At 69.3% G+C, this 26,156-nt stretch carries 22 protein-coding genes; 17 read left to right on the forward strand and 5 right to left on the reverse strand.

From position 1 onward, the window contains the following. The first annotated feature begins 10 nt into the window (after positions 1-10). Entirely contained in the window at positions 11-2,563 is a 2,553-nt protein-coding gene (locus tag KTR9_RS13060; protein ID WP_044507905.1) for an FHA domain-containing protein, read from the forward strand. Between the two features lie 39 nt (positions 2,564-2,602). Here KTR9_RS13060 and KTR9_RS13065 read toward each other — a convergent pair whose 3' ends face one another. Next, positions 2,603-3,028 (reverse strand): nitroreductase family deazaflavin-dependent oxidoreductase, encoded by a 426-nt coding sequence (locus KTR9_RS13065; RefSeq protein ID WP_014926733.1) that lies wholly within the window; start codon positions 3,026-3,028, stop codon positions 2,603-2,605. A gap of 117 nt (positions 3,029-3,145) precedes the next feature. Continuing rightward, a complete protein-coding gene (gene glgP / locus KTR9_RS13070; protein WP_044506645.1) occupies positions 3,146-5,794 on the reverse strand; it encodes an alpha-glucan family phosphorylase in 2,649 nt (882 codons plus the stop codon). A 67-nt stretch (positions 5,795-5,861) separates the two neighbouring features. Between glgP and dop the strand changes: the two genes are divergently transcribed. The 11 genes from dop (at position 5,862) to KTR9_RS13125 (ending at position 18,236) form a co-directional block, all read left to right on the forward strand. After that, complete coding sequence (gene dop / locus KTR9_RS13075; protein WP_010841088.1) at positions 5,862-7,361, forward strand: depupylase/deamidase Dop; 1,500 nt, start codon at positions 5,862-5,864, stop codon at positions 7,359-7,361. Positions 7,362-7,541: 180 nt separating this feature from the next. Next, entirely contained in the window at positions 7,542-7,733 is a 192-nt protein-coding gene (locus tag KTR9_RS13080) for a ubiquitin-like protein Pup (protein WP_004019064.1), read from the forward strand. After that, complete coding sequence (gene prcB, locus KTR9_RS13085) at positions 7,730-8,605, forward strand: proteasome subunit beta (RefSeq protein ID WP_010841089.1); 876 nt, start codon at positions 7,730-7,732, stop codon at positions 8,603-8,605. The genes KTR9_RS13080 and prcB overlap by 4 nt, the downstream gene beginning before the upstream one ends. After that, positions 8,602-9,378 (forward strand): proteasome subunit alpha, encoded by a 777-nt coding sequence (prcA, locus tag KTR9_RS13090; RefSeq protein ID WP_014926735.1) that lies wholly within the window; start codon positions 8,602-8,604, stop codon positions 9,376-9,378. Before prcB ends, prcA begins: the two co-directional genes overlap by 4 nt. A gap of 75 nt (positions 9,379-9,453) precedes the next feature. Further along, a complete protein-coding gene (gene pafA / locus KTR9_RS13095) occupies positions 9,454-10,812 on the forward strand; it encodes a Pup--protein ligase (protein ID WP_010841091.1) in 1,359 nt (452 codons plus the stop codon). Positions 10,813-10,881: 69 nt separating this feature from the next. Then, positions 10,882-11,874, forward strand: a complete 993-nt coding sequence (locus tag KTR9_RS13100) for a helix-turn-helix transcriptional regulator (protein WP_010841092.1) — start codon at positions 10,882-10,884, stop codon at positions 11,872-11,874. Beyond that, positions 11,874-12,845 carry a helix-turn-helix transcriptional regulator gene (locus KTR9_RS13105; protein WP_014926737.1) on the forward strand — a complete coding sequence of 324 codons (972 nt, stop codon included), beginning with the start codon at positions 11,874-11,876 and terminating at the stop codon, positions 12,843-12,845. The genes KTR9_RS13100 and KTR9_RS13105 overlap by 1 nt, the downstream gene beginning before the upstream one ends. Before the next feature lie 108 nt (positions 12,846-12,953). Continuing rightward, the gene (tatA, locus tag KTR9_RS13110) at positions 12,954-13,226 is read left to right on the forward strand and encodes a Sec-independent protein translocase subunit TatA (protein ID WP_010841094.1); all 273 of its coding nucleotides are present in this window, start codon (positions 12,954-12,956) and stop codon (positions 13,224-13,226) included. A gap of 93 nt (positions 13,227-13,319) precedes the next feature. After that, the gene (gene tatC / locus KTR9_RS13115) at positions 13,320-14,240 is read left to right on the forward strand and encodes a twin-arginine translocase subunit TatC (protein ID WP_148281281.1); all 921 of its coding nucleotides are present in this window, start codon (positions 13,320-13,322) and stop codon (positions 14,238-14,240) included. After that, on the forward strand, positions 14,237-17,044 hold the full coding sequence (locus KTR9_RS13120) for a DEAD/DEAH box helicase (RefSeq protein ID WP_044506652.1): 2,808 nt from the start codon (positions 14,237-14,239) through the stop codon (positions 17,042-17,044). Before tatC ends, KTR9_RS13120 begins: the two co-directional genes overlap by 4 nt. Positions 17,045-17,285: 241 nt before the next feature. Further along, positions 17,286-18,236 carry a DUF4333 domain-containing protein gene (locus KTR9_RS13125; protein ID WP_014926740.1) on the forward strand — a complete coding sequence of 317 codons (951 nt, stop codon included), beginning with the start codon at positions 17,286-17,288 and terminating at the stop codon, positions 18,234-18,236. Between the two features lie 39 nt (positions 18,237-18,275). Here KTR9_RS13125 and KTR9_RS13130 read toward each other — a convergent pair whose 3' ends face one another. After that, positions 18,276-19,232, reverse strand: a complete 957-nt coding sequence (locus KTR9_RS13130) for a 5'-3' exonuclease (RefSeq protein ID WP_044507908.1) — start codon at positions 19,230-19,232, stop codon at positions 18,276-18,278. Positions 19,233-19,286: 54 nt separating this feature from the next. Between KTR9_RS13130 and KTR9_RS13135 the strand changes: the two genes are divergently transcribed. Beyond that, complete coding sequence (locus KTR9_RS13135) at positions 19,287-20,468, forward strand: M24 family metallopeptidase (RefSeq protein ID WP_044506654.1); 1,182 nt, start codon at positions 19,287-19,289, stop codon at positions 20,466-20,468. A 3-nt stretch (positions 20,469-20,471) separates the two neighbouring features. Here the strand turns inward: KTR9_RS13135 and KTR9_RS13140 are convergent, their stop codons facing one another. After that, positions 20,472-20,888: a PPOX class F420-dependent oxidoreductase gene (locus KTR9_RS13140; RefSeq protein ID WP_014926743.1), complete on the reverse strand. Its 417-nt coding sequence runs from the start codon at positions 20,886-20,888 to the stop codon at positions 20,472-20,474. Between the two features lie 63 nt (positions 20,889-20,951). Between KTR9_RS13140 and KTR9_RS13145 the strand changes: the two genes are divergently transcribed. The 4 genes from KTR9_RS13145 to KTR9_RS13160 are packed head-to-tail and all read left to right on the forward strand — an operon-like array spanning position 20,952 to position 24,575. Beyond that, entirely contained in the window at positions 20,952-21,749 is a 798-nt protein-coding gene (locus KTR9_RS13145) for an SDR family NAD(P)-dependent oxidoreductase (protein WP_044507909.1), read from the forward strand. Then, positions 21,746-23,044, forward strand: coding sequence for a bifunctional cobalt-precorrin-7 (C(5))-methyltransferase/cobalt-precorrin-6B (C(15))-methyltransferase (locus KTR9_RS13150; protein ID WP_014926745.1), 1,299 nt, complete (start codon positions 21,746-21,748; stop codon positions 23,042-23,044). Before KTR9_RS13145 ends, KTR9_RS13150 begins: the two co-directional genes overlap by 4 nt. Then, positions 23,041-23,817, forward strand: coding sequence for a precorrin-4 C(11)-methyltransferase (gene cobM, locus KTR9_RS13155; protein WP_014926746.1), 777 nt, complete (start codon positions 23,041-23,043; stop codon positions 23,815-23,817). Before KTR9_RS13150 ends, cobM begins: the two co-directional genes overlap by 4 nt. Next, on the forward strand, positions 23,814-24,575 hold the full coding sequence (locus tag KTR9_RS13160; protein ID WP_014926747.1) for a cobalt-precorrin-6A reductase: 762 nt from the start codon (positions 23,814-23,816) through the stop codon (positions 24,573-24,575). Before cobM ends, KTR9_RS13160 begins: the two co-directional genes overlap by 4 nt. Here the strand turns inward: KTR9_RS13160 and KTR9_RS13165 are convergent. Further along, positions 24,528-26,150, reverse strand: coding sequence for a precorrin-2 C(20)-methyltransferase (locus tag KTR9_RS13165; protein ID WP_044506656.1), 1,623 nt, complete (start codon positions 26,148-26,150; stop codon positions 24,528-24,530). The two genes, KTR9_RS13160 and KTR9_RS13165, sit on opposite strands and share 48 nt — an antisense overlap. Positions 26,151-26,156 lie beyond the last annotated feature (6 nt).

Raw genomic sequence — 26,156 nt, forward strand, 5'->3', positions numbered from 1 at the left:
CAACACATCGATGGCGCGTGGACGAGTGATCGTCGACGGTGGGGCACCGCATCCACTGGGCGGGTCCCCGCGCGTCACCCTCGGGCGCGAGCCCGACAACGACATCGTGATCAACCACCCGATGGTGTCGCGCCGGCATCTGGCCATCGAGTGGCGCGGGGCGGCCTGGTGTCTGGTCGACATCGGGAGCACGAACGGCTTTTTCGTCAACGGTCAGCGGATGGCCGAGTTCATGGTGCCGGGCTCGATGCAGGTGCGCCTCGGCGACGTGACGACCGGTCCGGTCGTCGATCTCGTGGTCGACTCGCCGGCTCCCGGTCGCGGTATGCCGCCCCGGCCGGTTCCGCCGGTCTCGCGCCCGATGCAGTCGGGCCATCCCGCGTCGGGTCCCCGCTCGGCGGGTTTCCCGCCCGCCGGAGTCCCGGCCTCCGGGCAGATGCCCGCGCGCGCACCCGGCGGATACGGCCGTCCCGGCGAGCGCGCCGGAAGCGGAGCGGGCGGGCGGGTATTCGGCGGCACGGATCCGATGCCGCAGGAAGTGTTGAACGCGCCGCATCTGCAGGCGCTGCAGCAGAACGTGTCCGCGGTCTACCGGCTGCCCGGCGCGCCGACTCCGCCGGAGCGCGAGTCGATCTCACTGCGCGGGGTCCAGCGGATCGGTCGCACGCCCGACAACGACATCGTGGTCAGCGATGTGCTGGCGTCGCGGCATCACGCGCAGGTGTCCAGCCGCGGGGCCGCCCTCGTCATCGAGGATCTCGGCAGCGTCAACGGGACCTTCGTCAACGGCCGGCGGGTGTCGAGCGCCCCGCTGACCGACGGTGACGTCGTCACGATCGGCAACAGCGACTTCGTGGTGTCCGGCGGAACCCTGATGCGCGGCCAGGAGAGTGCCGCGGTCGCCGACGGGCTCCATGTCCACGGGGTCAGCCTCGTCGTCGACGGCGGGAAGCGGTTGCTGGCCGACGTCGAGTTCAGTGCCAGTCCCGGCACGTTGACCGCGGTGATCGGCCCGTCGGGCGCGGGTAAGTCGACGGTGTCGAGGATCGCGGCCGGACTCAACTCGCCGACGAGCGGCCTGGTCACCTTCGAGAGCCGCAACGTGCACGCCGAGTACGACGCGCTGCGCACCCGCATCGGCATGGTGCCGCAGAAAGACGTGCTGCACCACAAGCTGACGCTACGACAGGCGTTGCGTTATGCCGCGGAACTGCGCCTGCCACCCGACCTCTCGAAGGCCGACCGGGACCGGGTGATCGACGGGGTGCTCAGTGAGCTGCAGCTGACCGAGCACGTCGACACCAGGGTGGAGAAGCTGTCCGGCGGCCAGCAGAAGCGTGCGTCGGTGGCCATGGAGCTGCTGACGGGCCCGTCGCTGCTGATCCTCGACGAGCCGACCTCCGGTCTCGATCCCGCTCTCGACCGCCAGGTGATGGCCACGCTCCGCCGGCTCGCCGACGCCGGACGTGTGGTTCTCGTGGTCACGCACTCACTGACCTACCTGTCCATGTGCGACCAGGTGCTGCTGCTCGCCCCCGGCGGCAAGACATCCTTCTGCGGCCCGCCCGGACAGGTCGAGGGCGAGATGGGCACCTCCGACTGGGCCGAGATCTTCGCCTACGTCGCCGACCAGCCGGACACCGCGCACATGCGGTACCTGGACCGGCACCGCCGCGCACCCGCTCCACCGCCGCCCCAGCGTCCTCCCGGCCCACCGATACCGGTGCCGCACACAAGCTTCCCCCGCCAGTCGTCGACCATCGCCCGACGTCAGGTACGGCTGATCTTCGCCGACGTCGGCTACCTGGTGTTCCTCGTGTTGCTGCCGGTCGTGTTGGGGTTGCTCACGCTGGTGATCCCGGGTTCGAGCGGATTCGCGCGTCTCGAGGTGATCCCCAACGCGCCTCCACCCAAGGACGGCGCGGAGGCGATCCAGATCCTGGTCGTGCTCGTCGTCGGCGCGGCGTTCATGGGTGCGGCACTGACCGTGCGCGATCTGGTCGGTGAGCGCGACATCTTCGAACGCGAGCGTGCGGTCGGATTGCGGCCCGGCGCATACCTTTTCGCGAAGATCGTCGTGTTCTTCGTCGCCGCGGTCCTGCAGACGATCATCATGGTCGGCATCACCTTCGCCGGTCGCGGGCTGCCCGACTTCGGCGGACCGATCCTGCCGCCGCCGCTCGCGTTGCTGGTCGCGGTGGCTGTCCTGGCCTGTGTGAGCACGCTGGTCGGACTGGCCATCTCGTCGGCCGTGAAGTCCAACGAGCAGGTCATGCCGCCGCTGGTCATCGTCGTGATGGTCCAGTTGGTGTTCTGCGGCGGGCTCTTCAAGCTCGACGGCGTCGGGCTGGAGCAGTTGTCGTGGATCTTCCCGTCCTTCTGGGGCTACGTGGCCGCGGCCGGCAGTGTCGACCTCTACAGCATCAATGTCGCCGCCCCGCAGCGGATCACGCTGTGGGAGACGTCGATCGCCCACACCGCGCTGGCGTACGGGGTGCTCGCGGTGATCAGCGCGCTGCTGCTCGCGTTCACCTACTCGCGTCTGCGTCTGAAGAAGCGCTGACGCCTGGTCTCACGAAACGCTGACGCGCGGGTCCGTCCCTCAGGCGTCCCGCATCGTGGCGCACAGCACCTTCCGGTCGGCGTCGAGACGATCGGGGAGTGGTATCGCACTGATTGACGCCGGTTCGACGCGCACGTTCTCGATCCGGTGCCGCCGGCCGCGGTGCCGGACCGTGGCTTCCTGTGCGGCGGTCACATTGGCGACCCAGTCCGATCCGGCGCCGTAGTTCAGGACGACCCAGAATCGGTGATCCGATACGACGGCCATGACCGGCGTGCGGTAGCGACGCCCACTACGACGGCCCACGTGCTCGATCACCGCCATGCCGGGCACCCGTCCGGCCCAGAGCCGCACGACCGGATTGGTCACGTACTTGTTCAGCACGGCGACCAGGCGCATCCGGCGCTGACCCAGCAGCGAGGCGATCCGCGAGGCCGTCCGAGCGACCGCCGACGACAAGGCCATTCGCTTCTCCCGTCACCGCACCGTCCGATCAGTGTGGCGGCACGACGCGGGTGGCGACATCCGGGACAACCCTGAATTCTCCTCCGGTGTCCGGCGGATCTGTCCCACGGCCGCCGGTCAGGCCAGGTGTGGACTCCCACCGGTCGACGTCGGGAAGCGCACCAGGCCGAGTTCGGATTCGGCGGACAGCTGCGGATGACTCGGCAGCACCCGGACGGTGTAGCCGAGTCGGCCCGACGCCGACGGCGGCACGAGTGCGGAGAACACCACCCGGTCCGATGCATCGCGGTCGGGTTCGGGCGTCATGTCGGTGAACGTCGGATCGAGGATGTCATCGTCGTCGCCGACCCGGCCGAGCACGACCTGGACCGCCACCGACTCCGGTGCCAGGTCTCCGAGTGCGACGTGCGCCGTGACGTGGAGGCCGTCCGCGCGCGTCTCGTCCTCGACCCCGGCCACCAGTACCGATGACCATCCGGTCTCCAGCGTCCGGCGGAAGGCCGCGAGGTCGCGTGCACCCGCATACGAGTCGGTGCACGCGGATTCGTAGGCCTTCGCCGCCGGGCAGTAGAGGTCGGTGGTGTAGTCGCGGACCATGCGCGACGCCAGCACTCGCGGCCCCAGTCGGGTGAGCGTGTGACGCATCATCTCCACCCACCGGCGGGGCACCCCGTTCTCGTCGCGGCGGTAGAACAGCGGGATCACCGTCTCCTCCAGGAGCGTGTACAGCGCCTGCGCCTCGAGGTCGTCGCGACGGTGCTCGTCGGCGATGCCCTCCGCCGAGGGGATGGCCCAGCCGTTCTCGCCGTCGGCCATCTCGTCCCACCAGCCGTCGAGAATCGACAGATTGAGCCCTCCGTTCAGCGCCGACTTCATCCCCGACGTCCCGCAGGCCTCCATCGGCCGCACCGGGTTGTTCAGCCACACATCGCAACCCGCGTAGATGGCGCGAGCCATGGAGATGTCGTAGTCGGGGAGGAACACGATTCGGCCGCGCAGTTCCGGATCCTCGGTGAACCGCACGACCTGCTGGATCAGTGATTTGCCCCCGTCGTCGGCGGGATGCGCCTTGCCCGCGATGACGAGCTGCACCGGCCGATCGGGGTCGGTGAGGATGGCGCGCATGCGCTCGGGATCGCGGAGCATCAGGGTGAGGCGTTTGTACGTGGCCGCCCGCCGGGCGAACCCGATCGTCAGCACGTGCGGGTCGAACAGGTCGGCGGTCCAACCCAGTTCGGCATCGGTGAAGCCCCGCTCGAGGCCGCTGGCGCGAGCACGGCGGCGCACCTCACCGACGAGTCCCGCACGTAACTCCTCATGCGTCTGCCAGATGGTCTCGTCGGACAGGCCCGCATACACCTCGGCCGCGGAATCCTCGTCTCCGCCGGCGAAGTCGCGCCACTGAGGGGCCACCCAGGTCGGACCGTGCACACCGTTGGTGACCGCTCCGATGGGGACGTCGGCGGCGTCGAAACCCGGCCAGAGGTCGGCGAACATCTCGCGACTCACCGCACCGTGCAGTCGGGAGACCCCGTTGCTGCGTTGTCCGAGCCGAAATCCCATGTGTGCCATGTTGAACACACCCGGGTCGGCCTCGTCGCCGAGTTCGACGACCGTCGCCGCGGCCAGCCCCGGGAGCAGGCGGGACCCGCCACCGTCGTCGGCGTCGAGATACCGGGCCACGAGGTCCGCGGGGAACCGGTCGATACCGGCCGGCACGGGGGTGTGGGTCGTGAAGACGTTCGACGCGCGGACCACCGCCTCCGCGGTGTCGAAGTCGAGACCGCCGGCCACGAGCTCCCGGATGCGTTCCACCCCGAGGAAGCCCGCGTGTCCTTCGTTCATGTGGAACACCGTCGGCTCGTCCCGGCCGGCGATGCGCATGTACTCGCGCAGCGCGCGCACGCCACCGATGCCCAGCAGGATCTCCTGCGCGATCCGGTGCTCCTGGTCGCCGCCGTACAGCCGGTCGGTCACGGCGCGCAGGGCGGCCCCGTCGGGCTGATCGTCGTTGTGGGCGATGTCGGAGTCGAGGAGCAGCAACGGGATTCGCCCCACGGACGCCACCCACACCTGAGCCGACAGGGTCGCGCCATCGGGCATCGCGACCTCGATGATGACCGGGTCCTCGTCGTCGACGCGGCTGACGCCGCCGCCGGTTCCGTCGTGTTCCCGGCGGTGCAGAAGGGTCAGGGGGAGTTCGGCGGGGTCGTTCACGGGATACCGCTCGATCTGCCATCCGTCGTGGTCGAGGCCCTGGCGGAAGTAGCCGGACCGGTACAGCAATCCGACGCCGATCAGCGGCAGGCCGAGGTCGGAGGCCGCCTTCAGGTGGTCACCGGCGAGGATGCCGAGGCCGCCGGAGTAGATCGGGAGGACCTCCGAGACGCCGAACTCCATGGAGAAGTAGGCGATTCCGGGCGGCACCACCCGGTCCTGTCCGGCACGGTCCTCGCCCGATGATCCCGCCGCGTACCTCTGGAACCACTGCGGTGCGTCGAGATACTCCCGGAGGTCGGCGTATGCGTCGGTCACCCGCGCCACGAAGTCCTCGTCGGCCGCCAGCTCGGCCAGTCGTCGCGGGTCGGCCTCGGCGAGGACCCGGAGCGGATCGCCGGTCGAAGACCACAGGTGCGGATCGATCGTGGCGAACAATTCCTGGGTGGGGAGGTGCCAGGCCCAGCGCAGGTTGTGCGACAACGGCGCGAGGTCCGCGATGCGGTCGGGCAGCGGGACTCGAACGGTGAACCGGCGGAATGCTTTCACGGCGTCGACCGTACTGCGCACATGCGGTGGTTGCGACCGGCGGCGAATGAACCTCTACCCTCGAAGGATGCAGCGAATCATCGGGACCGAGGTCGAGTACGGAATCTCCGCGCCCGGCGACCCGACCGCGAACCCGATCATGACGTCCACGCAGGCCGTTCTCGCCTACGCCGCGGCCGCGGGAGTGCCGCGCGCGAAGCGGACACGCTGGGACTACGAGGTGGAGTCGCCTCTGCGCGACGCCCGTGGTTTCGACCTCGGCCGCGGGTCCGGGCCGGCTCCGATCATCGACGCCGACGAGATCGGTGCGGCCAACATGATCCTCACCAACGGCGCCCGGCTCTACGTCGACCACGCCCACCCCGAGTACTCCGCCCCCGAGGTCACCGACCCCATGGACGCGGTCATCTGGGACAAGGCGGGCGAGCGCGTGATGGAGGCCGCGGCCCGCCACGTGGCCAGCGTCCCGGGCGCCCCGAAACTTCAGCTCTACAAGAACAACATCGACGGCAAAGGCGCGTCGTACGGCACCCATGAGAACTACCTCATGGCGCGGGACACGCCGTTCACCGCGATCATCGCCGGGCTGACGACCTTCTTCGCCTCGCGCCAGGTGATCACCGGTTCGGGACGGGTGGGCATCGGACAGTCCGGCGACGAGGCCGGTTACCAGCTGTCACAGCGGTCGGACTACATCGAGGTCGAGGTCGGGCTCGAGACCACCCTCAAGCGCGGCATCATCAACACCCGCGACGAACCGCATGCCGATCCCGAGCGGTACCGGCGCCTGCACGTCATCATCGGCGACGCCAACCTCGCCGAGACCTCCACCTACCTCAAGGTCGGGACCACGGCGCTCGTCCTCGATCTCATCGAGGCCGGCGTCGACTTCTCCGACATCGAACTCGCGCGACCGGTGCAGGCCGTGCACACCATCAGCCACGACCCGACGCTCACGGCGACCGTCGCCCTGACCAACGGCCGCGAACTCACCGGGCTGGCCCTGCAGCGGGAGTATCTGGAACGCTGCCAGAAATTCCACGAGCAGGAACACTCCGACGACGAGCGCGCCGCCCACGTCCTGCAGACGTGGGCCGACGTGCTCGACCGCCTCGAGCGCGATCCGATGGAGTGCGCCGACATCCTCGACTGGCCGGCGAAGTTGCGCATCCTCGAGGGTTTCCGCCAGCGCGAGAACCTGTCGTGGTCGGCGCCGCGCCTGCAGCTCATCGACCTGCAGTATTCCGACGTCCGGCTCGACAAGGGGCTGTACAACCGGCTCGTCGCGCGCGGATCGATGAAGCGGTTGGTCGACGAGAACGACGTGCTCGCCGCGATCAGCGAGCCGCCGCGCGACACGCGGGCCTACTTCCGCGGTGAGTGCCTGCGCCGGTTCGGTGCCGACGTCGCCGCGGCGAGCTGGGACTCGGTCATCTTCGACCTGGGCGGGGACTCGCTGGTCCGCATCCCCACACTCGAACCGCTGCGCGGTACCGCGGCGCACGTCGGCAAGCTCCTCGACTCGGTGAACTCGGCCGCCGAACTGGTGGATCAGCTCACCACCTGACGTGACGCGGGGCTTGTGCCTCGTTCCGCCACACTTGTCGTCCCCACAGGTAGTGTGGGAGCACACGATTCCGCAGGGTCGAGACACCAGGGATCACCGCCGCGACAGCGACACCCGATCCCGACTCTCCCTCGACCGCGGTAGCCCGCCAAGGGGCGATCGGTTTCAAGGAGGCAGCAGATGGCGCAGGAACAGACCAAGCGTGGTGGCGGCGGCGACGACGAGGGCGTGGGCCCCGATTCCGGCGCCGGACAAGAACGTCGCGAGAAGCTGGCCGAGGACACCGACGACCTGCTCGACGAGATCGACGACGTGCTGGAGGAGAACGCCGAGGACTTCGTGCGCGCCTACGTCCAGAAGGGCGGCCAGTGAGCGACAGGTTCGGTTCACTGCCCCCGCTGTCCCAGTCCCGTTCCGCTTTCGGTGCCGACATCTCGTCGTTCACCGACTTCCTCCGGACGCATGCGCCCGAACAGCTCCCGCAGGCCCAGATCGACCGCGTGGGATCGTTCGCCGGCGGCACGGACGGCGCCGGTGACATCCCGCACGGTACGACGATCGTGGCGGTGTCGTATCCGGGCGGGGTCGTCCTGGCCGGAGACCGCCGGGCGACGATGGGCAATCTCATCGCGACCCGGGACGTCAAGAAGGTCTACATCACCGACGAGTACTCGGCCGCCGGGATCGCCGGCACCGCCGGCATCGCGATCGAGATGGTGCGGTTGTTCACTGTGGAACTCGAGCACTACGAGAAGATCGAGGGCGTCCCGCTGACCCTCGACGGCAAGGTCAGCCGGCTGGCGTCGATGGTGCGCGGCAATCTCGGCGCCGCCCTGCAGGGCCTGGCCGCCATCCCGCTGCTCGTCGGTTACGACATCGATCACGACGACCCGAGCGAACGCGGACGGATCTTCAGCTTCGACGTCGCCGGTGACCGCCACGAAGAGTTCGGTGGGTACACCGCCATCGGCTCGGGGTCGGTGTTCGCCAAGTCGTCGCTGAAAAAGCTGTACCGCCCCGACCTGACCGCCGACGAGGCACTCGCGATCGCCGTCGAGTCGCTGTACGACGCGGCCGACGACGATTCGGCGACCGGCGGGCCCGATCTGGTCCGCAAGATCTTCCCGATGGCCGCGATCGTCGGGGCCGACGGGGCGCGGGAGGTGGACGCGACCGACATCGAGGCGGCGGCGCGCGCCGTCATCGAACGCCGGAGTGCCGAGCACCAGGGGGGTGCACGATGACCTTCCCGTATTACGCCAGCGCCGAGCAGATCATGCGCGACCGCTCCGAGCTCGCCCGCAAGGGCATCGCCCGGGGTCGCAGCGTCGTGATCCTCACCTTCGCCGACGGCGTGCTGTTCGTCGCGGAGAACCCGTCGAACACGCTGCGCAAGACCAGCGAGATCTACGACCGGATCGGTTTCGCGGCCGTGGGCAAGTACAACGAGTTCGAGAGCCTGCGCAAGGCCGGGATCCAGATCGCGGACATGCGCGGCTACAGCTACGACCGTGCCGACGTGTCCGGGCTGTCCCTGGCCAACACCTACGCGAACGCACTCGGCAGTGTCTTCACCGAGCAGGCCAAGCCGTTCGAGGTGGAACTCTGCGTCGCCGAGGTCGCCCGACCGGGTAAACCGAAGCGTTCGCAGCTGTACCGGATCTCCTACGACGGGTCGATCACCGACGAGACACGCTTTCTCGTGATGGGCGGGGCGACCGAGCCGATCGCGGCCGCGCTCAAGGAGAGCTACGAGCCGGACATGGAACTCGGACGGGCCATCGGTGTCGCGGTCGACGCGCTGACGGCTCCGGCCGACAACGGCGGCGGGACCCCGACCGAACGTCGGGCGTTGGCCGCGGGTGACCTCGAAGTCGCGGTCCTCGACCACAACCGTCCGCGGCGCGCATTCCGGCGCCTCACGACGTCCACGGTCGAAGGTCTGCTCCCGGCGGCCGCGACCGCGACCGCCGATTCCGGCGAATCCCCTGGTGAGACGCCGTCCACCGAACAGTGATGAGAACGCTGCGGCTCGCGGCGGCCGGTGCGTGTCGACCGGTCCGCCGCGGCCCGCGCGAGTAGGGTTGGTCAAGTGCAGCGACGAATCATGGGCATCGAGACCGAGTTCGGTGTCACGTGCACCTTCCACGGCCACCGCCGCCTGAGTCCGGACGAGGTCGCCCGTTATCTCTTCCGGCGGGTCGTGTCGTGGGGCCGGTCGTCGAACGTCTTCCTGCAGAACGGCGCCCGCCTCTATCTCGACGTGGGTTCGCACCCGGAGTACGCGACCGCGGAGTGCGACAGCCTCATCCAGCTGATCAACCACGACCGGGCGGGCGAGCTCGTGCTCGAGGACCTGCTCGTCGACGCCGAACAGCGACTCGCCGACGAAGGCATCGGCGGCGACATCTACCTGTTCAAGAACAACACCGACTCGGCGGGCAACTCGTATGGATGCCACGAGAACTACCTGGTCGTGCGGGCGGGGGAGTTCTCCCGCATCTCCGACGTCCTGCTGCCGTTCCTCGTGACCCGCCAGCTGATCTGTGGCGCCGGCAAGGTCCTGCAGACCCCCAAGGCGGCGACGTTCTGCCTGTCGCAGCGCGCCGAGCACATCTGGGAGGGCGTCTCCTCGGCGACCACCAGGTCGCGTCCAATCATCAACACGCGCGACGAGCCGCACGCCGACGCCGAGAAGTACCGCAGGCTGCACGTCATCGTCGGCGACTCGAACATGTCCGAGATGACGACCCTCCTCAAGGTGGGTTCCGCGGCGCTCGTGCTGGAGATGATCGAGGCCGGCGTCGCGTTCCGTGACTTCGCGCTCGACAACCCGATCCGCGCGATCCGTGAGGTCAGCCACGACCCTACGGGGCGACGGCCGGTACGACTCGCCGGCGGTCGGCAGGCCAGCGCCCTCGACATCCAGCGCGAGTACCACGCCCGCGCCGTCGAGCACCTCACCAACCGCCGACCGGACCCGGAGATGGACATGGTCGTCGACCTCTGGGGCCGCATGCTCGACGCGGTGGAGAGCAACGATTTCGCCAAGGTCGACACCGAGATCGACTGGGTCATCAAGCGCAAGCTCTTCGAGCGCTACCAGAACCGGTACTCGATGGAACTGTCGGATCCGAAGATCGCGCAACTCGACCTGGCCTTCCACGACATCAAACGCGGCCGCGGCGTCTTCGACGTGTTGATGCGCAAGGGACTGGTCGCCCGGGCGACCACCGACGAGGCGATCAAGACGGCGGTCAACGAGCCGCCGCAGACCACCCGCGCAAAACTTCGCGGCGACTTCATCTCGGCCGCGCAGAAGGCGGGCCGCGACTTCACCGTCGACTGGGTGCACCTCAAACTCAACGACCAGGCACAGCGGACCGTGTTGTGCAAAGACCCGTTCCGCAGTGTCGACGAGCGCGTCGATCGCCTCATCGCGTCGATGTGAGTGCCCGGGTTACCCGCGAACGCAGCGTGCCTCCGCACGCGGTGAGCGGCCACGTTCTAACCTGACCCGGTGGCAACCCCCAAAGTCGAGCGTCTGCTCAACCTCGTGATCTGCCTGCTGTGGACGCGGCAGTACGTCACCGCGGAGTACATCCGCCGCAACGTTGCCGGCTACTCCGATGACGGGCAGTCCGACGAGGCGTTCAACCGGATGTTCGAACGGGACAAGAACGAGCTGCGGGATCTCGGGATCCCGCTCGTCACCGGCCGGTCGCCGATGGCGGCCGGCGGCGAGGGATACCGCATCGACCGCGACTCCTACGAATTGCCGGAGATCTCCCTGGAATCCGATGAGGCGGCGGCGATCGCCATGGCCGCCGCGCTGTGGGACACGCCGGAGGTCTCGACGCTGTCGCAGACGGCGATCCTCAAGCTGCGGGCAGCCGGGCTCGACGTCCGTTCCGAGGACGATCTGGGGATCACCACGGGCGGGTCGTCGAGATCACTCGGCTCCGAAGAGGTCATCGCGGGCCTGCTCGCCGCGGTCCAGGACAGGCGTGCGGTCGAGTTCCGGCACCGGTCGTCGGCGGCCGCCGCACCGACCACCCGGCGCGTCGAACCGTGGGGAGTGGTGTCGCACCGGGGCCGCTGGTACGTCGTCGGTCACGACCGCGATCGCGACGCGACCCGGACGTTCCGGCTGTCGCGGATCACGGCCGTCTCCGCGGTCGGTGCCGCCGACGCCGTCGTGGTGCCGGCGGGTACCGATCTCCAGCAGATCGTCTCGGCGGCTGTCGATTCCGCTTCTGGTTCCGACGGCCGCACCGCGCGGATCTGGGTCGCGGCCGACCGGGCGTTCGGCCTCCGCCGGGCCGCGACGGCGACCGAGCCCGCCGACCTCGACGGCGACCCCGGCGACATCGTGACCCTCGAGATCCACTCGCTCACCACGGTCGCACGCATGGTCCTGGGTGTGGGCCGCGACGCGGTCGTCCTGGACCCGCCGGAGCTGCGTGACCTCGTCATCGCGAGCCTCGACCGCCTCAGCGGGGTGACGGTCTGATGGCCGCCGCAGCACCGTCCCGCCTCAACCGCCTGCTGGCGATGGTCCCGTACTTCCAGGCCCGCCGCGGCATCTCGATCGTCCAGGCCGCCGCCGAACTCGGTGTGACCCAGGCGCAGCTCACGAAGGATCTCGAACTCCTCTTCGTCTGCGGACTCCCCGGGTACTACCCCGATGACCTCATCGAACTCGAGTTCAGTGAGGGTTACGTGACGGTCGGGTTCACCGCGGGCATGGACCGGCCCCTGCGGCTGACCACCGTGGAGGCCAGCACGCTCCTCGTCGCACTGCGAGCGCTCGTCGAGACGCCGGGCGTCGTCGATGTGGCGGCGGCTCGTCGGGCGATCGCGAAGATCGAGCAAGCGGTGGGTGCGACGGTGCCCGGGGTCGCCGGTGCGTCCGACTCGGCTCCCGATCCGTCGGGGGAGAACCCCACCTACACGACGATCCGCGAGGCCACCAAGCACGCTCGTGCACTGCGCCTTCGCTACTACTCGGCCGGCCGCGACAGCGTCACCGACCGGGTGGTCGACCCGATCCGTCTGCAGGTCATGGATCAGCACACCTATCTCGAGGCGTGGTGCCGGATGGCCGAGGGCGTGCGGCTCTTCCGCTTCGACCGCGTCGACACCGCGTCCGAACTGGACGAACCGAGCCGTCCGCCGGCCGAGGCCGCGTCATCGAATCAGTCGGTGCTGGTGGCCGAGAACCCCGATCTCCCGGCTGTCGAGATCGAGATCGACGCCGACCATCTGTGGGTCCTCGACTACTACCCGCTCGAACCCGTCGAGAAGGTCGAGGACCGGCCCGACGCCGACCTGCCGGTCCGCGCCCGGCTCGTCTACGGCTCGCCGGAGTGGCTCACCCGGTTCCTGCTCGGATTCGGGGGAGCCGTCCGGGTCGTCGACGCGCCGGCCGTCGCCGCGGCGGTCGCCGACACCGCGACCGCGGCACGCAGGCGATATCGCTGAGGACCGCCCACCGCGGGGCCGGGCGGATCATCCGGCCGGGCCAGCTCCCCGCCGGGCGCGTCTCAGGTAGCATTGAACACTGTCTGATCCGAACTGAAGGGTGATCTCATGGGCTTCACGTCATGGTGGCACTGGGCGATCGTTGCCATTGTGCTGCTGATCCTGTTCGGCTCGAAGAAGTTGCCGGACGCCGCCCGAGGTCTGGGACAGTCGCTGCGCATCTTCAAGAGCGAGGTCAAGGAGATGCAGAAGGACGACGACAAGGACTCGCAGGCCACCGCCGACGCGACGCCGGCCGACCCGTCGCGCCGTGAGCTGCCCGCGGGTGACTCCACCCAGCCCGCCACGCAGCGCGACGCCGACGTCAAGAAATCGGCATAGGGGCGCGTCGGAGCATCGCCAGTGCGCACTCTTCCGATTCCCCGACGTCTCGACCCCCGGCAGCGCAAACGAAAGCTCAACCCCGACGGCACCATGTCGTTGGTCGAGCACCTGTACGAGTTGCGCACTCGTATGGTCATCTCGATGCTGGCCATCATCGCCACGACGATCCTCGGGTTCCTCTGGTACAGCCACGGCTTCCTCGGCATCTCCTCGCTCGGCGACATGCTGCGCGGTCCGTACTGTGATCTGCCGCCATCGTCGCGTGCCTCGCTGACCGCCGACGACTCCTGTCGTCTTCTGGCGACCGGGCCGTTCGACCAGTTCATGCTTCGCCTCAAGGTGGCGCTCACCGCCGGTGTCGTCATGGCCTGCCCGGTGTGGATCTACCAGATCTGGCAGTTCATCACCCCCGGTCTCCACGACCACGAACGCCGATACGGCATCCTGTTCGTCGCGATGGCGACGACCCTGTTCGTCAGCGGCGCGGTGCTGGCCTACCTGGTGGTCGCCAAGGCCTTCGACTTCCTGTTGACCGTCGGCAACGAGGTCCAGGTCACGGCCCTGGCCGGTGACCAGTACTTCGGATTCATGCTCAACGTGCTCGTGATCTTCGGCGTGAGTTTCGAACTCCCGCTCCTCATCATCGCGCTCAACGTGGTGGGAGTGCTGACCTACGCCCGGTTGAAGAGCTGGCGGCGCGGCCTCATCTTCACGGTCTTCGTCTTCGCGGCCATCGTCACGCCGGGCCAGGACCCGTTCACGATGCTGGCCCTGGCACTCGCGCTCACCGTCCTGCTCGAGTTCGCGATCCAGTTCGCGCGCATCTTCGACAAGCGCAAGGCGAAGAAGGCGTCGGCCTGGGCGAACCTCTCCGACGACGAGGCCAGCCCGCTGCCGCCGACGAAGCCGATCGCTCCGGCATCGCCGATCCCGGCGCCGGCGAACCATGTCGGCGCCGGCGCCACCCGCACGTCGACGCGGGCGCGCGCGACCTTCGACGACGTCCTGTGACACAACTCGACTCGTTCACGTCGAGACTCGCTTTCCGGCTCGACGACTTCCAGCTCCGCGCGTGCGAGGCACTCGAAGGCGGGCACGGTGTGCTGGTGTGCGCGCCGACCGGCGCGGGCAAGACCATCGTGGGTGAGTTCGCCGTGCATCTGGCGCTGGCCGGTGGCACGAAGTGCTTCTACACCACGCCGATCAAGGCGCTCAGCAATCAGAAGTACAACGACCTGGTGGCGGTCCACGGGGCCGAGTCGGTCGGGTTGCTGACCGGCGACAGCTCGATCAACCCCGATGCGCCCGTCGTCGTGATGACGACCGAGGTCGTGCGCAACATGATCTACGCCGAGTCACGAGCTCTCGACGGGTTGTCGCACGTCGTGATGGACGAAGTCCACTTCCTGGCCGACCGGTTCCGCGGGGCGGTGTGGGAAGAGGTGATCCTGCACCTCGAACCATCGGTTCGGGTGGTAAGCCTGTCGGCGACGGTGAGCAACGCCGAGGAGTTCGGCGACTGGATTCAGACGGTTCGTGGCGACACCTCGGTGATCGTGGACGAGCACCGGCCGGTGCCGCTGTCCCAGCACATGCTCGTCGGGCAGCGGTTGTTCGACCTGTTCGACCCCGCCGACACCGGTCCGGCACGCAAGGCCGGTACCCGGCCCCGGGTCAATCCGGAGCTGAAACGCCAGATCCGGCACCGGATCCTGATGGCCGACGACGAGCGGGAGTCGTCGCGCGGCCGTGGACGAGGTCGCGGCAGCGGACCCCGGCGTGACGGACGGGGACCGGCGCTGTCCCGGCCGAATCTCGTCACGCGTCTCGACCGGGAGGGCCTGCTCCCGGCCATCGGCTTCATCTTCTCGCGCGTCGGATGCGACGCCGCCCTGGCGCAGTGTCTGCGGTCGGGTATCTCGCTCCTCACCCCCGCGGAGATCGGCGAGGTCGACGCGATCGTCGACCGCCATCTCACCGAACTGTCGCCGACCGACCTCGATGTGCTGGGTGTGCACGAATGGCGAGAGGGGTTGCGCCGGGGGCTGGCCTCGCACCACGCGGGCATGCTCCCGACGTTCCGGCACACCGTCGAAGAGCTGTTCGTGCGGGGCCTGGTGCGGATGGTGTTCGCCACCGAGACGCTCGCGCTCGGCATCAACATGCCCGCGCGCTCGGTGGTCCTCGAACGTCTGGTCAAGTACAACGGTGAAGCCCATGTCGATCTGACCCCCGGCGAGTTCACGCAGCTGACCGGGCGGGCGGGTCGCCGCGGGATCGACGTCGAGGGCCACGCGGTCGTCGTGTGGACACCCGAGGTTGTCCCGGAGGAGGTGGCCGGCCTCGCCGGCGCGCGTACCTTCCCGCTGCGCAGCTCGTTCTCGCCGGAGTACAACATGGCGGTCAACCTCCTCGGACGGCTGGGCCTCGACGGCGCCCGCGAGCTGCTGCATCGGTCGTTCGCGCAGTTCCAGGCCGACCGGTCGGTCGTCGGGCAGGCGCGCAAACTGGACGAGGCCCAGCGGGCGCTGCGCAAACTCGACGGCGAGCTGGCGCGCACGGCGCAGGCGCGGGGGCTGGAACCTGCTGAGGCCGAAGCCGATTCGGAAGAAGAGCCCTATGCCGGCTTTCTCGGTTACGTCACGCTGCGCGAGGACATCCGCAGCCGCGAACGCGATCTCAAGTTCCGCAGGCGCACCGACACGCACGACGCCATCACCGCGGACCTGGCCGCGCTCAAACGCGGGCATGTCATCGGCGTACCCGTCGGACGGCACCGCGGTCTGGCGGTCATCATCGAACCGGCCACGCAGGCGCAGGATCCCAAGCCGCTCGTACTGACCGAGGACGCCTGGTGCGGTCGCGTCGGTACCCGCGACTTCGTCAATCCGCCCGAGGTGCTGGGCAACATGCGACTGCCGAAGAACGCCGACCGTCGCACCGGTCGCGGCCGACGCGATCTGGCGTCGGCGTTGCGATCGACCGGCATCGAGATGCCGCGCGGACGGCAGAAGAAGCGCGCCGACGCCGCCGACGACACCGAGCTCGCGCGCCTTCGACGCACCCTGCGTGCGCATCCGGCGCATCAGTTGCCGAACGGTGATGAGTTGTTCCGGCTCGCCGAACGCCGCAACCGGTTGTTGCGCGACATCGTCAACGCCGAGCGCAGCATCGGGGACCGGACGTCGACCCTCGGCGTCACGTTCGATCACATCGTCGGTGTCCTCAGCGAGTTGGGCTATCTCGAGCGCGTCGCCGAATCGACCGAGTCCACCGGCCACACGATGCTGGTTACCGACTCGGGCAAGCTGCTCGGCCGCATCTACAGCGAGAGCGACCTGGTGGTGACCGAGTGCATCCGGGCAGGCGTCTGGGACGATCTCTCCGCGCCCGATCTCGCCGCGGTGGTCGCCGCACTGGTCTACGAGAGCCGGCGCGACAGTTACAGCGGAGTCGATGCTCTTCCGGGCAGCAGCTCGATGCGCGCCGCGATGGCGGCGACGGTCGGGATCTGGTCGCGGGTCACCGCGGTGGAGCAGCGGCATCGGGTGAGCCCGACACGCGAACCAGACACCGGATTCTCTGTCGCCGTGGCGACGTGGGCATCGGGCCGTTCGCTCGGCGAGGCCCTGCTCCTGGCAGGCGAACGCGGACAACTGCTCTCGCCGGGGGACTTCGTGCGGTGGAACCGGCAGGTCGTGGATCTTCTCGAACAGATCCGGCTCGGCGTGGGGTCCGACACCCGTCTCGGTGGGACGGCCCGGGCGGCGGTCAAGGCGATCCGTCGCGGGGTGGTCGCTGCCGAACTCGGCTGATCGTTTCGGCCGAACCCGGCTGATCGTTTCAGCCGAGCTCGGGTGCATGCATCGGTCGGTCGGCGGGTGTCGGTTCACCGGACGACGCGCCCGCGGGGCGCGTGCGATGTTTGCTGATAGTCCCAGGCAGCTGAGGTAACGTTCATCTGCATCCGGTGTCGGCGTGCCCGCCTCGATACCGCCGCGACGTCACAGTTCGCCGACACCCGTCGCCGGGTGAACGGCCGAGTGGGAGGGATTCATGACCGACCCGTACAACCCCAACCCGTCCCAACCGAATCCCCCCGGCCCACATTCTTCCGGCCCCGATCCGCAAGCCGGCCCGCGAGCGTCCGGAGACCAGTCGGGTCCGGACGGCAAGACCGAGATCGTGAACCTCCCCGGCGCCGGCCAGGCCGGCGCACCACCGGCCGACCCGACCACCATGGCGCCGAACCCGGCCGCGCAGACCCCGGGTTACGGCCAGCCGCAACAGGATCCGTATCAGCAGAACCCTTACCAGCAAGCGGGTGGACCTGCGGGGCAGCCTCCCCATTCCGGTCCGGCCCAGTCCCAGCCGACGCAGGTCGGCAACCCCGGACAGTACGGTCAGCCCGGTGGTCAACAGTATGGCCAGCCGGGTGCTCAGTACGGCGCCGACCAATATGGTGCACCGGGGCAGTACGGTGCCCCAGGGCAGTACGGGGCCGGCCAGTACGGGGCGCCCGGACAGGGGCAGTACGGCCAGCAGCCCTACGGCCAGAACCCGCAGGGCGCCACGGGACCGAATGCGCAGAACCCCTACGGCCAACAGCCCTACGGTCAGAACCAGTACGGTCAGAATCCGTACGGTGGCGGCGATCAGTTCAGCGGGATGGCGGCCGGGAAGTCGAACAAGACCGCCCGGACACTGATGTTCGTCGGCGGCGGCGCGCTGATCCTCATCGCCGCGATCGTGCTGATCACCGCGTTCCTCTTTCCCGGGTGGGCACCGAAGAACCTCGACCAGCAGGCTGCGCAGGACGGTGTGCAGCAGATCCTCACCGAGGATTATCAGGCCAGCGACGTCTCCGATGTGCAGTGCCCGTCGGGTCAGCGGGTCGAGACCGGTGCGTCGTTCACCTGCTCGGTCACCGTCGGCGGTCAGCAGCAGCAGGTCACCGTCACGTTCATCGACGACGACGGCCGCTACGAGGTCTCGCGCCCGAGCTGACCGGCGAAGGGCCTCAGCCGGCTGTCACCCTCGGGGGCCTCAGCCGGCCTGGGGCCAGCCGAGGGCCTTGGCCAGCCGCCCCACCGACGCCCCGATTCCCAGTTCCTCGACGAGTTCGGCGAGGGCCGCGGGGTCGGCGGGCTCGGCGGGGAGTACATCCGGGCCGCTGTCGATCGTCTCGGCGTCGGTGCGCACCGAGACGACGATTCGCGCCGCCTGCAGGTAGTCGACCGACGCGAGCAGTGACTTCCGGCTCCGGGTCGGCACCGCTGACGACGGGTCGGCGGCAGCCGCCTCGAGTGCATCGAGGCTGCCGTACTCGCTGATCAGCTTCGCCGCGGTCTTCTCACCGATGCCGGCCACGCCCGGCAGCCCGTCCGAGGGATCCCCGCGCAACATCGACATCTCCGCGTAGCCGATCCCGGCGCGATCGACCGGCACGCCGTACTTCTCGGCGACCTCCACCGGCCCCATCATCTCGGCCTTGGCCAGGCCGCGGCCGACGTACAGGACGCGCACCGGGACCGGATCATCGGCGACCACCTGCAGCAGGTCTCGATCACCGCTGACCACGATGACCGGATCCTCCGCCTCGTCATAGGCGAGCGTGCCGATCACGTCGTCGGCCTCACAACCGACGGCGCCCGAGGTCGCGATACCCGAAGCCGCCAGGACGGCCATGATCATGTCGACCTGCGGGGTGAGCGTGTCGGGCACCTCTTCGACGTCGATGTCCCTGCCTTCGACGTCGGTACCGCCGTCGGGAACCGCCACCCGGTGGGCCTTGTAGGTGGGGATCAGATCGGTGCGGAACTCCGGGCGCCAGTCCAGGTCCAGGCACACCACCAGTCGCGTGGGTCGTTCGCGCACCACGAGATTGGCGATCGTGTCGAGGAAGCCCCGCACCGCGTTGACCGGGCGTCCGTCCGGGCTGGTCATCTTCTCCGGCAGGGCGAAGAACGATCGGAACCACAGGCTCGCGCCGTCGAGCAGCATCAACGAATCCGTCACCCCCACACTCTGTCATGAGTCGGCGGTAGTCTTCGTCGCATGGCATCTGGGACCGGAACAGCACGGGTGGCGACGTCGGAGGCAGGGGCGGGGGCCGCGCCGCTCTTCGGCGCAGAGGTGTACCGCGACCGGGTTCGACGTGCCGCCGAACTCACCCGCGCGGCGGATCTGGACGCGCTCGTCGTCGCTCCCGGACCGGACCTGCGCTACCTGGTCGGGTCACGGGCGGAGACGTTCGAACGGCTCACCGCGCTCGTGATCCCCGCGACCGGCGACGCACGGCTCGTGATCGCGCGCCTCGAGGTCCCGTCGCTGTCCTCCTCGGCGGTGGGCGATCTCGACATCGAGGTGGCCGACTGGGTCGACGGCGACGACGCCCATGCGCTGGCACTGGCCGGGTTGCCCTCGCAGCCGCGCATCGCCGTCTCCGACTCCATGCCCGCCCTGCACGTGATCCCGCTCGCCCGGCACACCGGCGCCACACCGCAATTGGCGACCGACGTACTGCGCGAGCTCCGAATGATCAAGGATGCCGCGGAAATCGACGCACTCCGCCGTGCGGGTGCCGCGATCGACCGGGTGCACGCGCGGATGGGCGACTGGTTGATCCCCGGCCGCACCGAACGGGAGGTCGCCGCCGACATCGCCGCCGCGATCCTCGAGGAGGGGCACACCGAGGCGGCGTTCATCATCGTCGGGTCCGGTCCCAACGGCGCCGATCCCCACCACGAGTTCTCCGACCGGGTCATCGAGCGGTCCGACATCGTCGTCGTCGACATCGGCGGTCCGGTCGAGCCGGGTTACAACTCCGACTCCACGCGCACCTACTGCTTCGACGACCCGCCCGCCGACATCGCCGATGCCTACGCCGCGCTGCTCGAGGCGCAGCGTGCGGCCGTGGCCGCCGTCCGGCCCGGGGTGAGCGCGTCGTCGATCGATGCCGCGGCTCGCGATGTCCTCGCCGCACGCGGCCTGGCCGAGCGGTTCATCCACCGCACCGGGCACGGGATCGGGCTGTCGGTGCACGAGGAGCCCTACATCGTCGGCGGCAACGACATCCCGCTGCGGGCCGGAATGGCGTTCAGCGTGGAGCCGGGGGTGTACGTGTCCGGGCATTGGGGAGCCCGGATCGAGGACATCGTGATCGTCACCGACGACGGCTGCGAGTCCGTCAACAACCGCCCGCATGAACTGGTCCGGCTGGACGGATCGAACTCCTAGGGGTCAGGCCGGCCGCGACTCGCTGAACAACGACGCCGAACCCAGTACGCGGCTCACCCTGATCTCGATCACCACGCGGCGGGGATTCGGCCGGGGTTCCCGGTATCGCTGCGCGTAGCGCTGCTCGGCCGCACGGACCTGGTCGGGTTCGCGGCGGACGGTCGCGGGTCCTTCTAGGGTCAGCCAGCGCGGGCCGTCGACGTTGGTGACGGCGGCATATCCGCCGCGCTCGGTGTTGCGGACCTTCTGATTGCCGTCGGAGGTGATGACCCGGGCGAGGCCGGCGTCGGGATCCCAGGTGAATCCGACCGCGACGGCATGCGGGGTGCCGTCGGCGCGCAGGGTGGTGAGGGTGCCGAGGTGGCGTTCGGTGAGGAACGCGAGGGCATCGGATCCGAGGTCGGCGGCGGTGCGGGGCATGACCCCACGGTAGTGGCGACGGCGCGCACGACCGGTGTCGGGGCCGATGCGATACTGCTAGCCATGGCGTCACGCAGCAAAGGGGCATCAGCGGGTCCGGATTCCGACCCGGTCGGTGCCCTCGTCCTGTTCGGCGGCCGCAGTGAGATCGGCGTGGCCACCGCCGCGCGTCTCGCGTCCGGGCGGACGGTCGTCCTGGCGGCCCGCCGTCCCGACGACCTGGGCGACGAGTCGGCACGACTGCTCGAGGCCGGGGCGGTCGCGGTACACACCGTGGCTTTCGACGCGAACGACACCGACACCCATCCCGCGCTCGTCGAATCGCTGTCCGAACGGTTCGGTCCGATCGGGATCGCGATCGTCGCGTTCGGCATCCTCGGTGACCAGGCCCGGGCCGAAACCGATGTGGCACACGCACTTCAGATCGCGCACACCGATTACTACGCGCACGTCAGCGTGCTGACACCGCTCGCATCGGTGCTGCGCGCTCAGGCCTCCGGGACGATCATCGTCTTCTCCTCGGTGGCCGGCATCCGGGTGCGCCGGGCCAACTACGTCTACGGCTCGACCAAGGCCGGACTCGACGGGTTCGCCAGCGGTCTCGCAGATGCGTTGCACGGCAGTGGTGCTCGTCTGTTGCTGGCCCGCCCCGGCTTCGTCGTCGGCGCGATGACCCGCGACCTGATGGACTCCGGCGTGAAACCGGCTCCGTTGTCGCGCAATCCCGAGCAGGTTGCCGACGCCGTGGCGCACGCGTACCGCAAGGGACGCGGCGAGGTCTGGATCCCGGGGGTGCTACGTCCCGTGTTCTTCGGTATGCGGCTGCTGCCACGCGCGGTGTGGCGGAGGCTTCCCCGATGAGGTCACCGGGGGCAGCCGTCACGTCGACAGTCCCCACATCCGAGTTCGTGGTGGTCGGCATCGGTGCCGACGGTTGGCCCGGCCTCGGTGAGCCGGCACGCGACGAGTTACGCCATGCACGGGTGATCTACGGCGCTGCACGGCAATTGGCGCTCCTCGACGGTGCTGCGCCCCGACTCGGTGCACAACTGCGGCCGTGGCGCTCACCGATGTCGGAGCACCTGGCCGAGCTCGTCGAGACGGGGGGCGTCGACGACGCCCACCCGGACACCGTGCACATCCTCGCCAGCGGCGACCCGATGTTCCACGGGGTCGGCGCGAGCATCGTCGCCCGCGTGGGTGCCGACCGGGTGCGGGTGTATCCGGCCGTGTCGAGTGCGAGTCTGGCCTGCGCGCGCCTCGGCTGGGACCTTGCGACGACCCGGATCGTCAGCGCGGTTCGCACCGAGCCGGGCGTCGTGCTCGGCGAGGTCACCGACGGTGCTCGCGTGCTGGTCCTGAGCCGCGACGAGACCACTCCCGCCGCCGTCGCCGAACTCCTCACAGATGCCGGTTTCGGTGCGTCGGCGATGACCGTCCTCGAGCAGCTCGGTGGCCCCGCCGAACAGATCGCCACCGACACCGCGGAGGGCTGGCACCGCAGGGCCGGCGATTCGCTGAACATCGTCGCCGTCGACTGCGTCGGACCACACCGGACCCGGCTTCCCGGTCGGGCGGACGAGGCCTACGAGCACGACGGCCAGATCACCAAGTCGACGATCCGCGCCCTCACCGTCTGCGCGCTCGAGCCGGCCGGGGCGCAGATCCTCTGGGACATCGGGGCCGGGTCGGGCAGCGTCGCGATCGAATGGTTACGCGCCGACGACCGCGGACTCGCGGTCGCCTTCGAGCGCGACCCCGAGCGCGCCGATCGGTTGCGACGCAATGCCGCTCGTCACGGCGTGGCGCACCGGCTCTCGGTGCGAGGACCGGCTCCCGACGAGCTGGCCGCCGCGCCGCAACCCGATGCGGTCTTCATCGGCGGCGGACTGGACGAGGAGATCCTCGCGCTCGCCTGGGATGCGCTGGCGGATTCGGGCCGGCTCGTGGTGAACGCGGTGACCGTCGAGAACCAGGCCCTCGTGACACAACGGCACGCCGACCAGGGCGGTACCCTGCGACGCCTGTCGGTGGAGACCGTCGCGCCCCTCGGCACGATGACCACCTGGCGTCCGGCCCTCCCGATCGTGCAGTGGTCTGTCGACAAACCGACGACTGGGCTTCCGGACGCTGGTCTCGCGGAGGCTGTCCGATGACCGTGTACTTCATCGGCGCCGGGCCGGGGGCGCCCGACCTGATCACGCTGCGGGGAGCACGGGTGCTGGGGGAGTGCGAGACCTGTGTCTACGCCGGATCGTTGGTGCCCGCGGAGCTTCTCGCACTGTGTCCCGAGGGTGCCGAACTCGTCGACACCGCCCGGATGCCGTTGTCGGACATCATCGATGTCATCGCGGCCGCCGACGCACGGGGGCATGACGTGGCCCGCCTGCACTCGGGTGATCTCGCCGTCTACTCGGCGATGTCCGAGCAACAGCGTGAACTGACCGCACGCGGAATCCCTCATCAGATCGTGCCCGGTGTGCCGGCGTTCGCGGCCGCCGCGGCCGCACTCGACACCGAACTCACCGTGCCGGGCGTCGGCCAGAGCCTGTTGATCACGCGCGTGTCGACACTGTCGACGGACATGCCGCCGGGGGAGGACCTCGCGAGCCTCGCCATGACCGGAGTGACACTCGCACTGCATCTCGCGGCACATCGCGCGGAACAGGTCGTGGAGGCGCTCACCCCGCACTACGGCAGCGACTGCCCCACCGCGACAGTTGCTTTCGCCAGTCGCGACAACGAGCAGATCGTGCGCTGCCCGTTGTCCCGGTTGCCCGAGACCCTGGACGCCGCCGACATCCGCAAGACCGCGGTCATCTTCGTCGGGCGTGTGCTGGATCCGTCGACATCGGACGCCACCGACAGCTACCTGTACTCGCATGCGCGGATGACCAAACTCCGCGCCGACCGCGACTCGTCGCGGTGAACAGTTCCGCCCCGGATCCCACCGAGCACGTGCTCATCCTCGGCGGAACGGGGGAGGCGCGCGCGCTGGCCTCGGGTCTGGCCGAGTCCGGCATCGAGTTCATCAGCTCACTCGCGGGTCGGGTCAACGACCCTCGCCTGCCGGTCGGTCCCGTGCGAATCGGCGGGTTCGGCGGAACCGAAGGGCTCCGGGACTGGCTGCGCAGCAATCGGATTCGTGCGGTGGTCGACGCCACCCATCCGTTCGCCGCGACCATCACCCGCAACGCTGCTCGGGCCGCCACCGATGCGGGTGTCCCGCTGCTGCGGCTGCGCCGGGACCCGTGGGTGCCCGGGGACACCGACACGTGGACCCGCGTACCCGACCTCCCCTCGGCCGCGCGGGAGGTGGACGCCCGTGGCGGACGCGTCTTCCTGACCACCGGTCGCCAGGATGTCGGCGTCTTCGCGGGGATCCGTTCCGCGTGGTTTCTGATCCGGGTCGTCGACGCCCCGACCGGAGCGCTTCCACCCCGCCACGAGGTGTTGCGTTCCCGCGGTCCCTACGACCATGCCTCGGAGTCGAGGCTGTTGCGCGACAACGACATCGACCTACTGGTCACCAAGAACAGCGGCGGATCACTGACCTCGGCGAAGCTGGTGGCCGCGGCCGAACTGGGGATCGAGGTCATCATGGTCGACCGGCCCGCCGAACCCGACTCGCCGGTCGTCTCAGATGTCGGTGCCGCCCGGGACTGGCTCGAGGCGCTGCTCGACTGACTGATCGGCAGTCTCATCGGCGCTGTCCACCGGGCGGTGACTGCGTGGCGTGAACACCAGCGCACCCGCCGCGCGTGGGACCACCCTCGTCGCCGACGACCCGATGATGATCATGGTCCGCATGTCCACGACGGCGGGATCGAAGTCCGCGACCGTGGTGATGGTGAGCTGCTCTTCCGGACCGCCGACGTCCCGACCGAGCACGACGACGCGATCGGGCGACACCGTCTGGGCGAGGGTGTGCTGGAGGGCACCGACCTGCCAGGTGCGGCTCGCCGACCCCGGGTTGTAGATGGCGATCACCAGGTCGGCACCGAGGGCGGCGCGGATGCGCCGTTCGATGACCGACCACGGCTTGAGCCGGTCGGAGAGCGAGATGATCGCGAAATCGTGCCCGAGCGGCGCTCCGACCGCCGCGGCGACGGCGGTGGCTGCGGTGACGCCGGGCACCACGCGTACCGGCACCTCGTGCCACCGCGGTTGCGCGGCGACCTCGGCGACCGCGGCGGCCATCGCGAACACGCCGGGATCGCCGGACGAGACGACGGCGACGCGAGCGCCGCGGCGGGCGAGATCCAGTGCGAACTCGGCGCGCTCGGCCTCGACCCGGTTGTCGCTCGCGTGCACTCGCTGACCCGGGCGCGGGGTGACGCGCTTGAGATAGGTGGTGTACCCGACGAGGTCGGTGGCCGTGGCGAGCTCGGCGCGCACCTCGGGGGTGGTCCAACTGTCGTGACCCGGTCCGAGTCCGACGACGACGAGCTCACCGGGGACCGGCTTCGGCTCGAACATCGGATTGTTGCGGCGTCCGGGGACGACGAGGATGGAGAAGTACGGCACCTCCGCGGGATCCACGTCGGCCGCCGGCAGCACCCGTTCGACCGTCGTGGAGGCGCGTTCGACATAGAACGCCTCGTCGAGACGCCCGGCCTCGCGGAGTGCATCGCGCACCCGCTCGAACGTGCGACCGAGCTTCATCACCACGATCGCGTCCGCGGAACGGAACCGGAAGAGCAGCTCCGAGGTCGACGCCGTACCCGGAACGACCGTCAGGGTCTCCTCGCCTTCGACGAGCGGGACCCCGGTCGCCGCCGACGCCGCGCTGACCGAGGTGACACCGGGCACGATCTCGGCGTCGAAGTGCGGCGACAGGCGCTTGTGCATGTGCATGTAGGAGCTGTAGAAGAGCGGGTCACCCTCGGCGAGGAGGACGACGTCGCGGCCGGCACGCAGGTGCACCGCGAGGCGTTCGGCGCTCTGGGCGTAGAAGTCGTCGAGCGCGCCCTGGTAGCCGCCCGGATGGTCGGTGGTCTCGGTGGTGACCGGGTACATCAGACGTTCCTCGGTCTGGCCGTCGCGCAGGTACGGTTCGGCGACCGACCTCGCGATGCTGTTGCCATGGCGCGCAGAGTGATACGCGATCACGTCCGCGGTGCTGATGAGGCGGGCGGCCTTCACGGTCATCAGTTCGCTGTCGCCCGGGCCCAGGCCGATGCCGTAGAGCGTGCCCTGGCGAGACGCGTTCCCGGCCGTCGAGGTGCCGTCCGGGTTCGTCGAGGTGCTGTGAGAATTCATGGGAGC

The organism is Gordonia sp. KTR9 (genome assembly GCF_000143885.2).
GTDB lineage: Bacteria > Actinomycetota > Actinomycetes > Mycobacteriales > Mycobacteriaceae > Gordonia.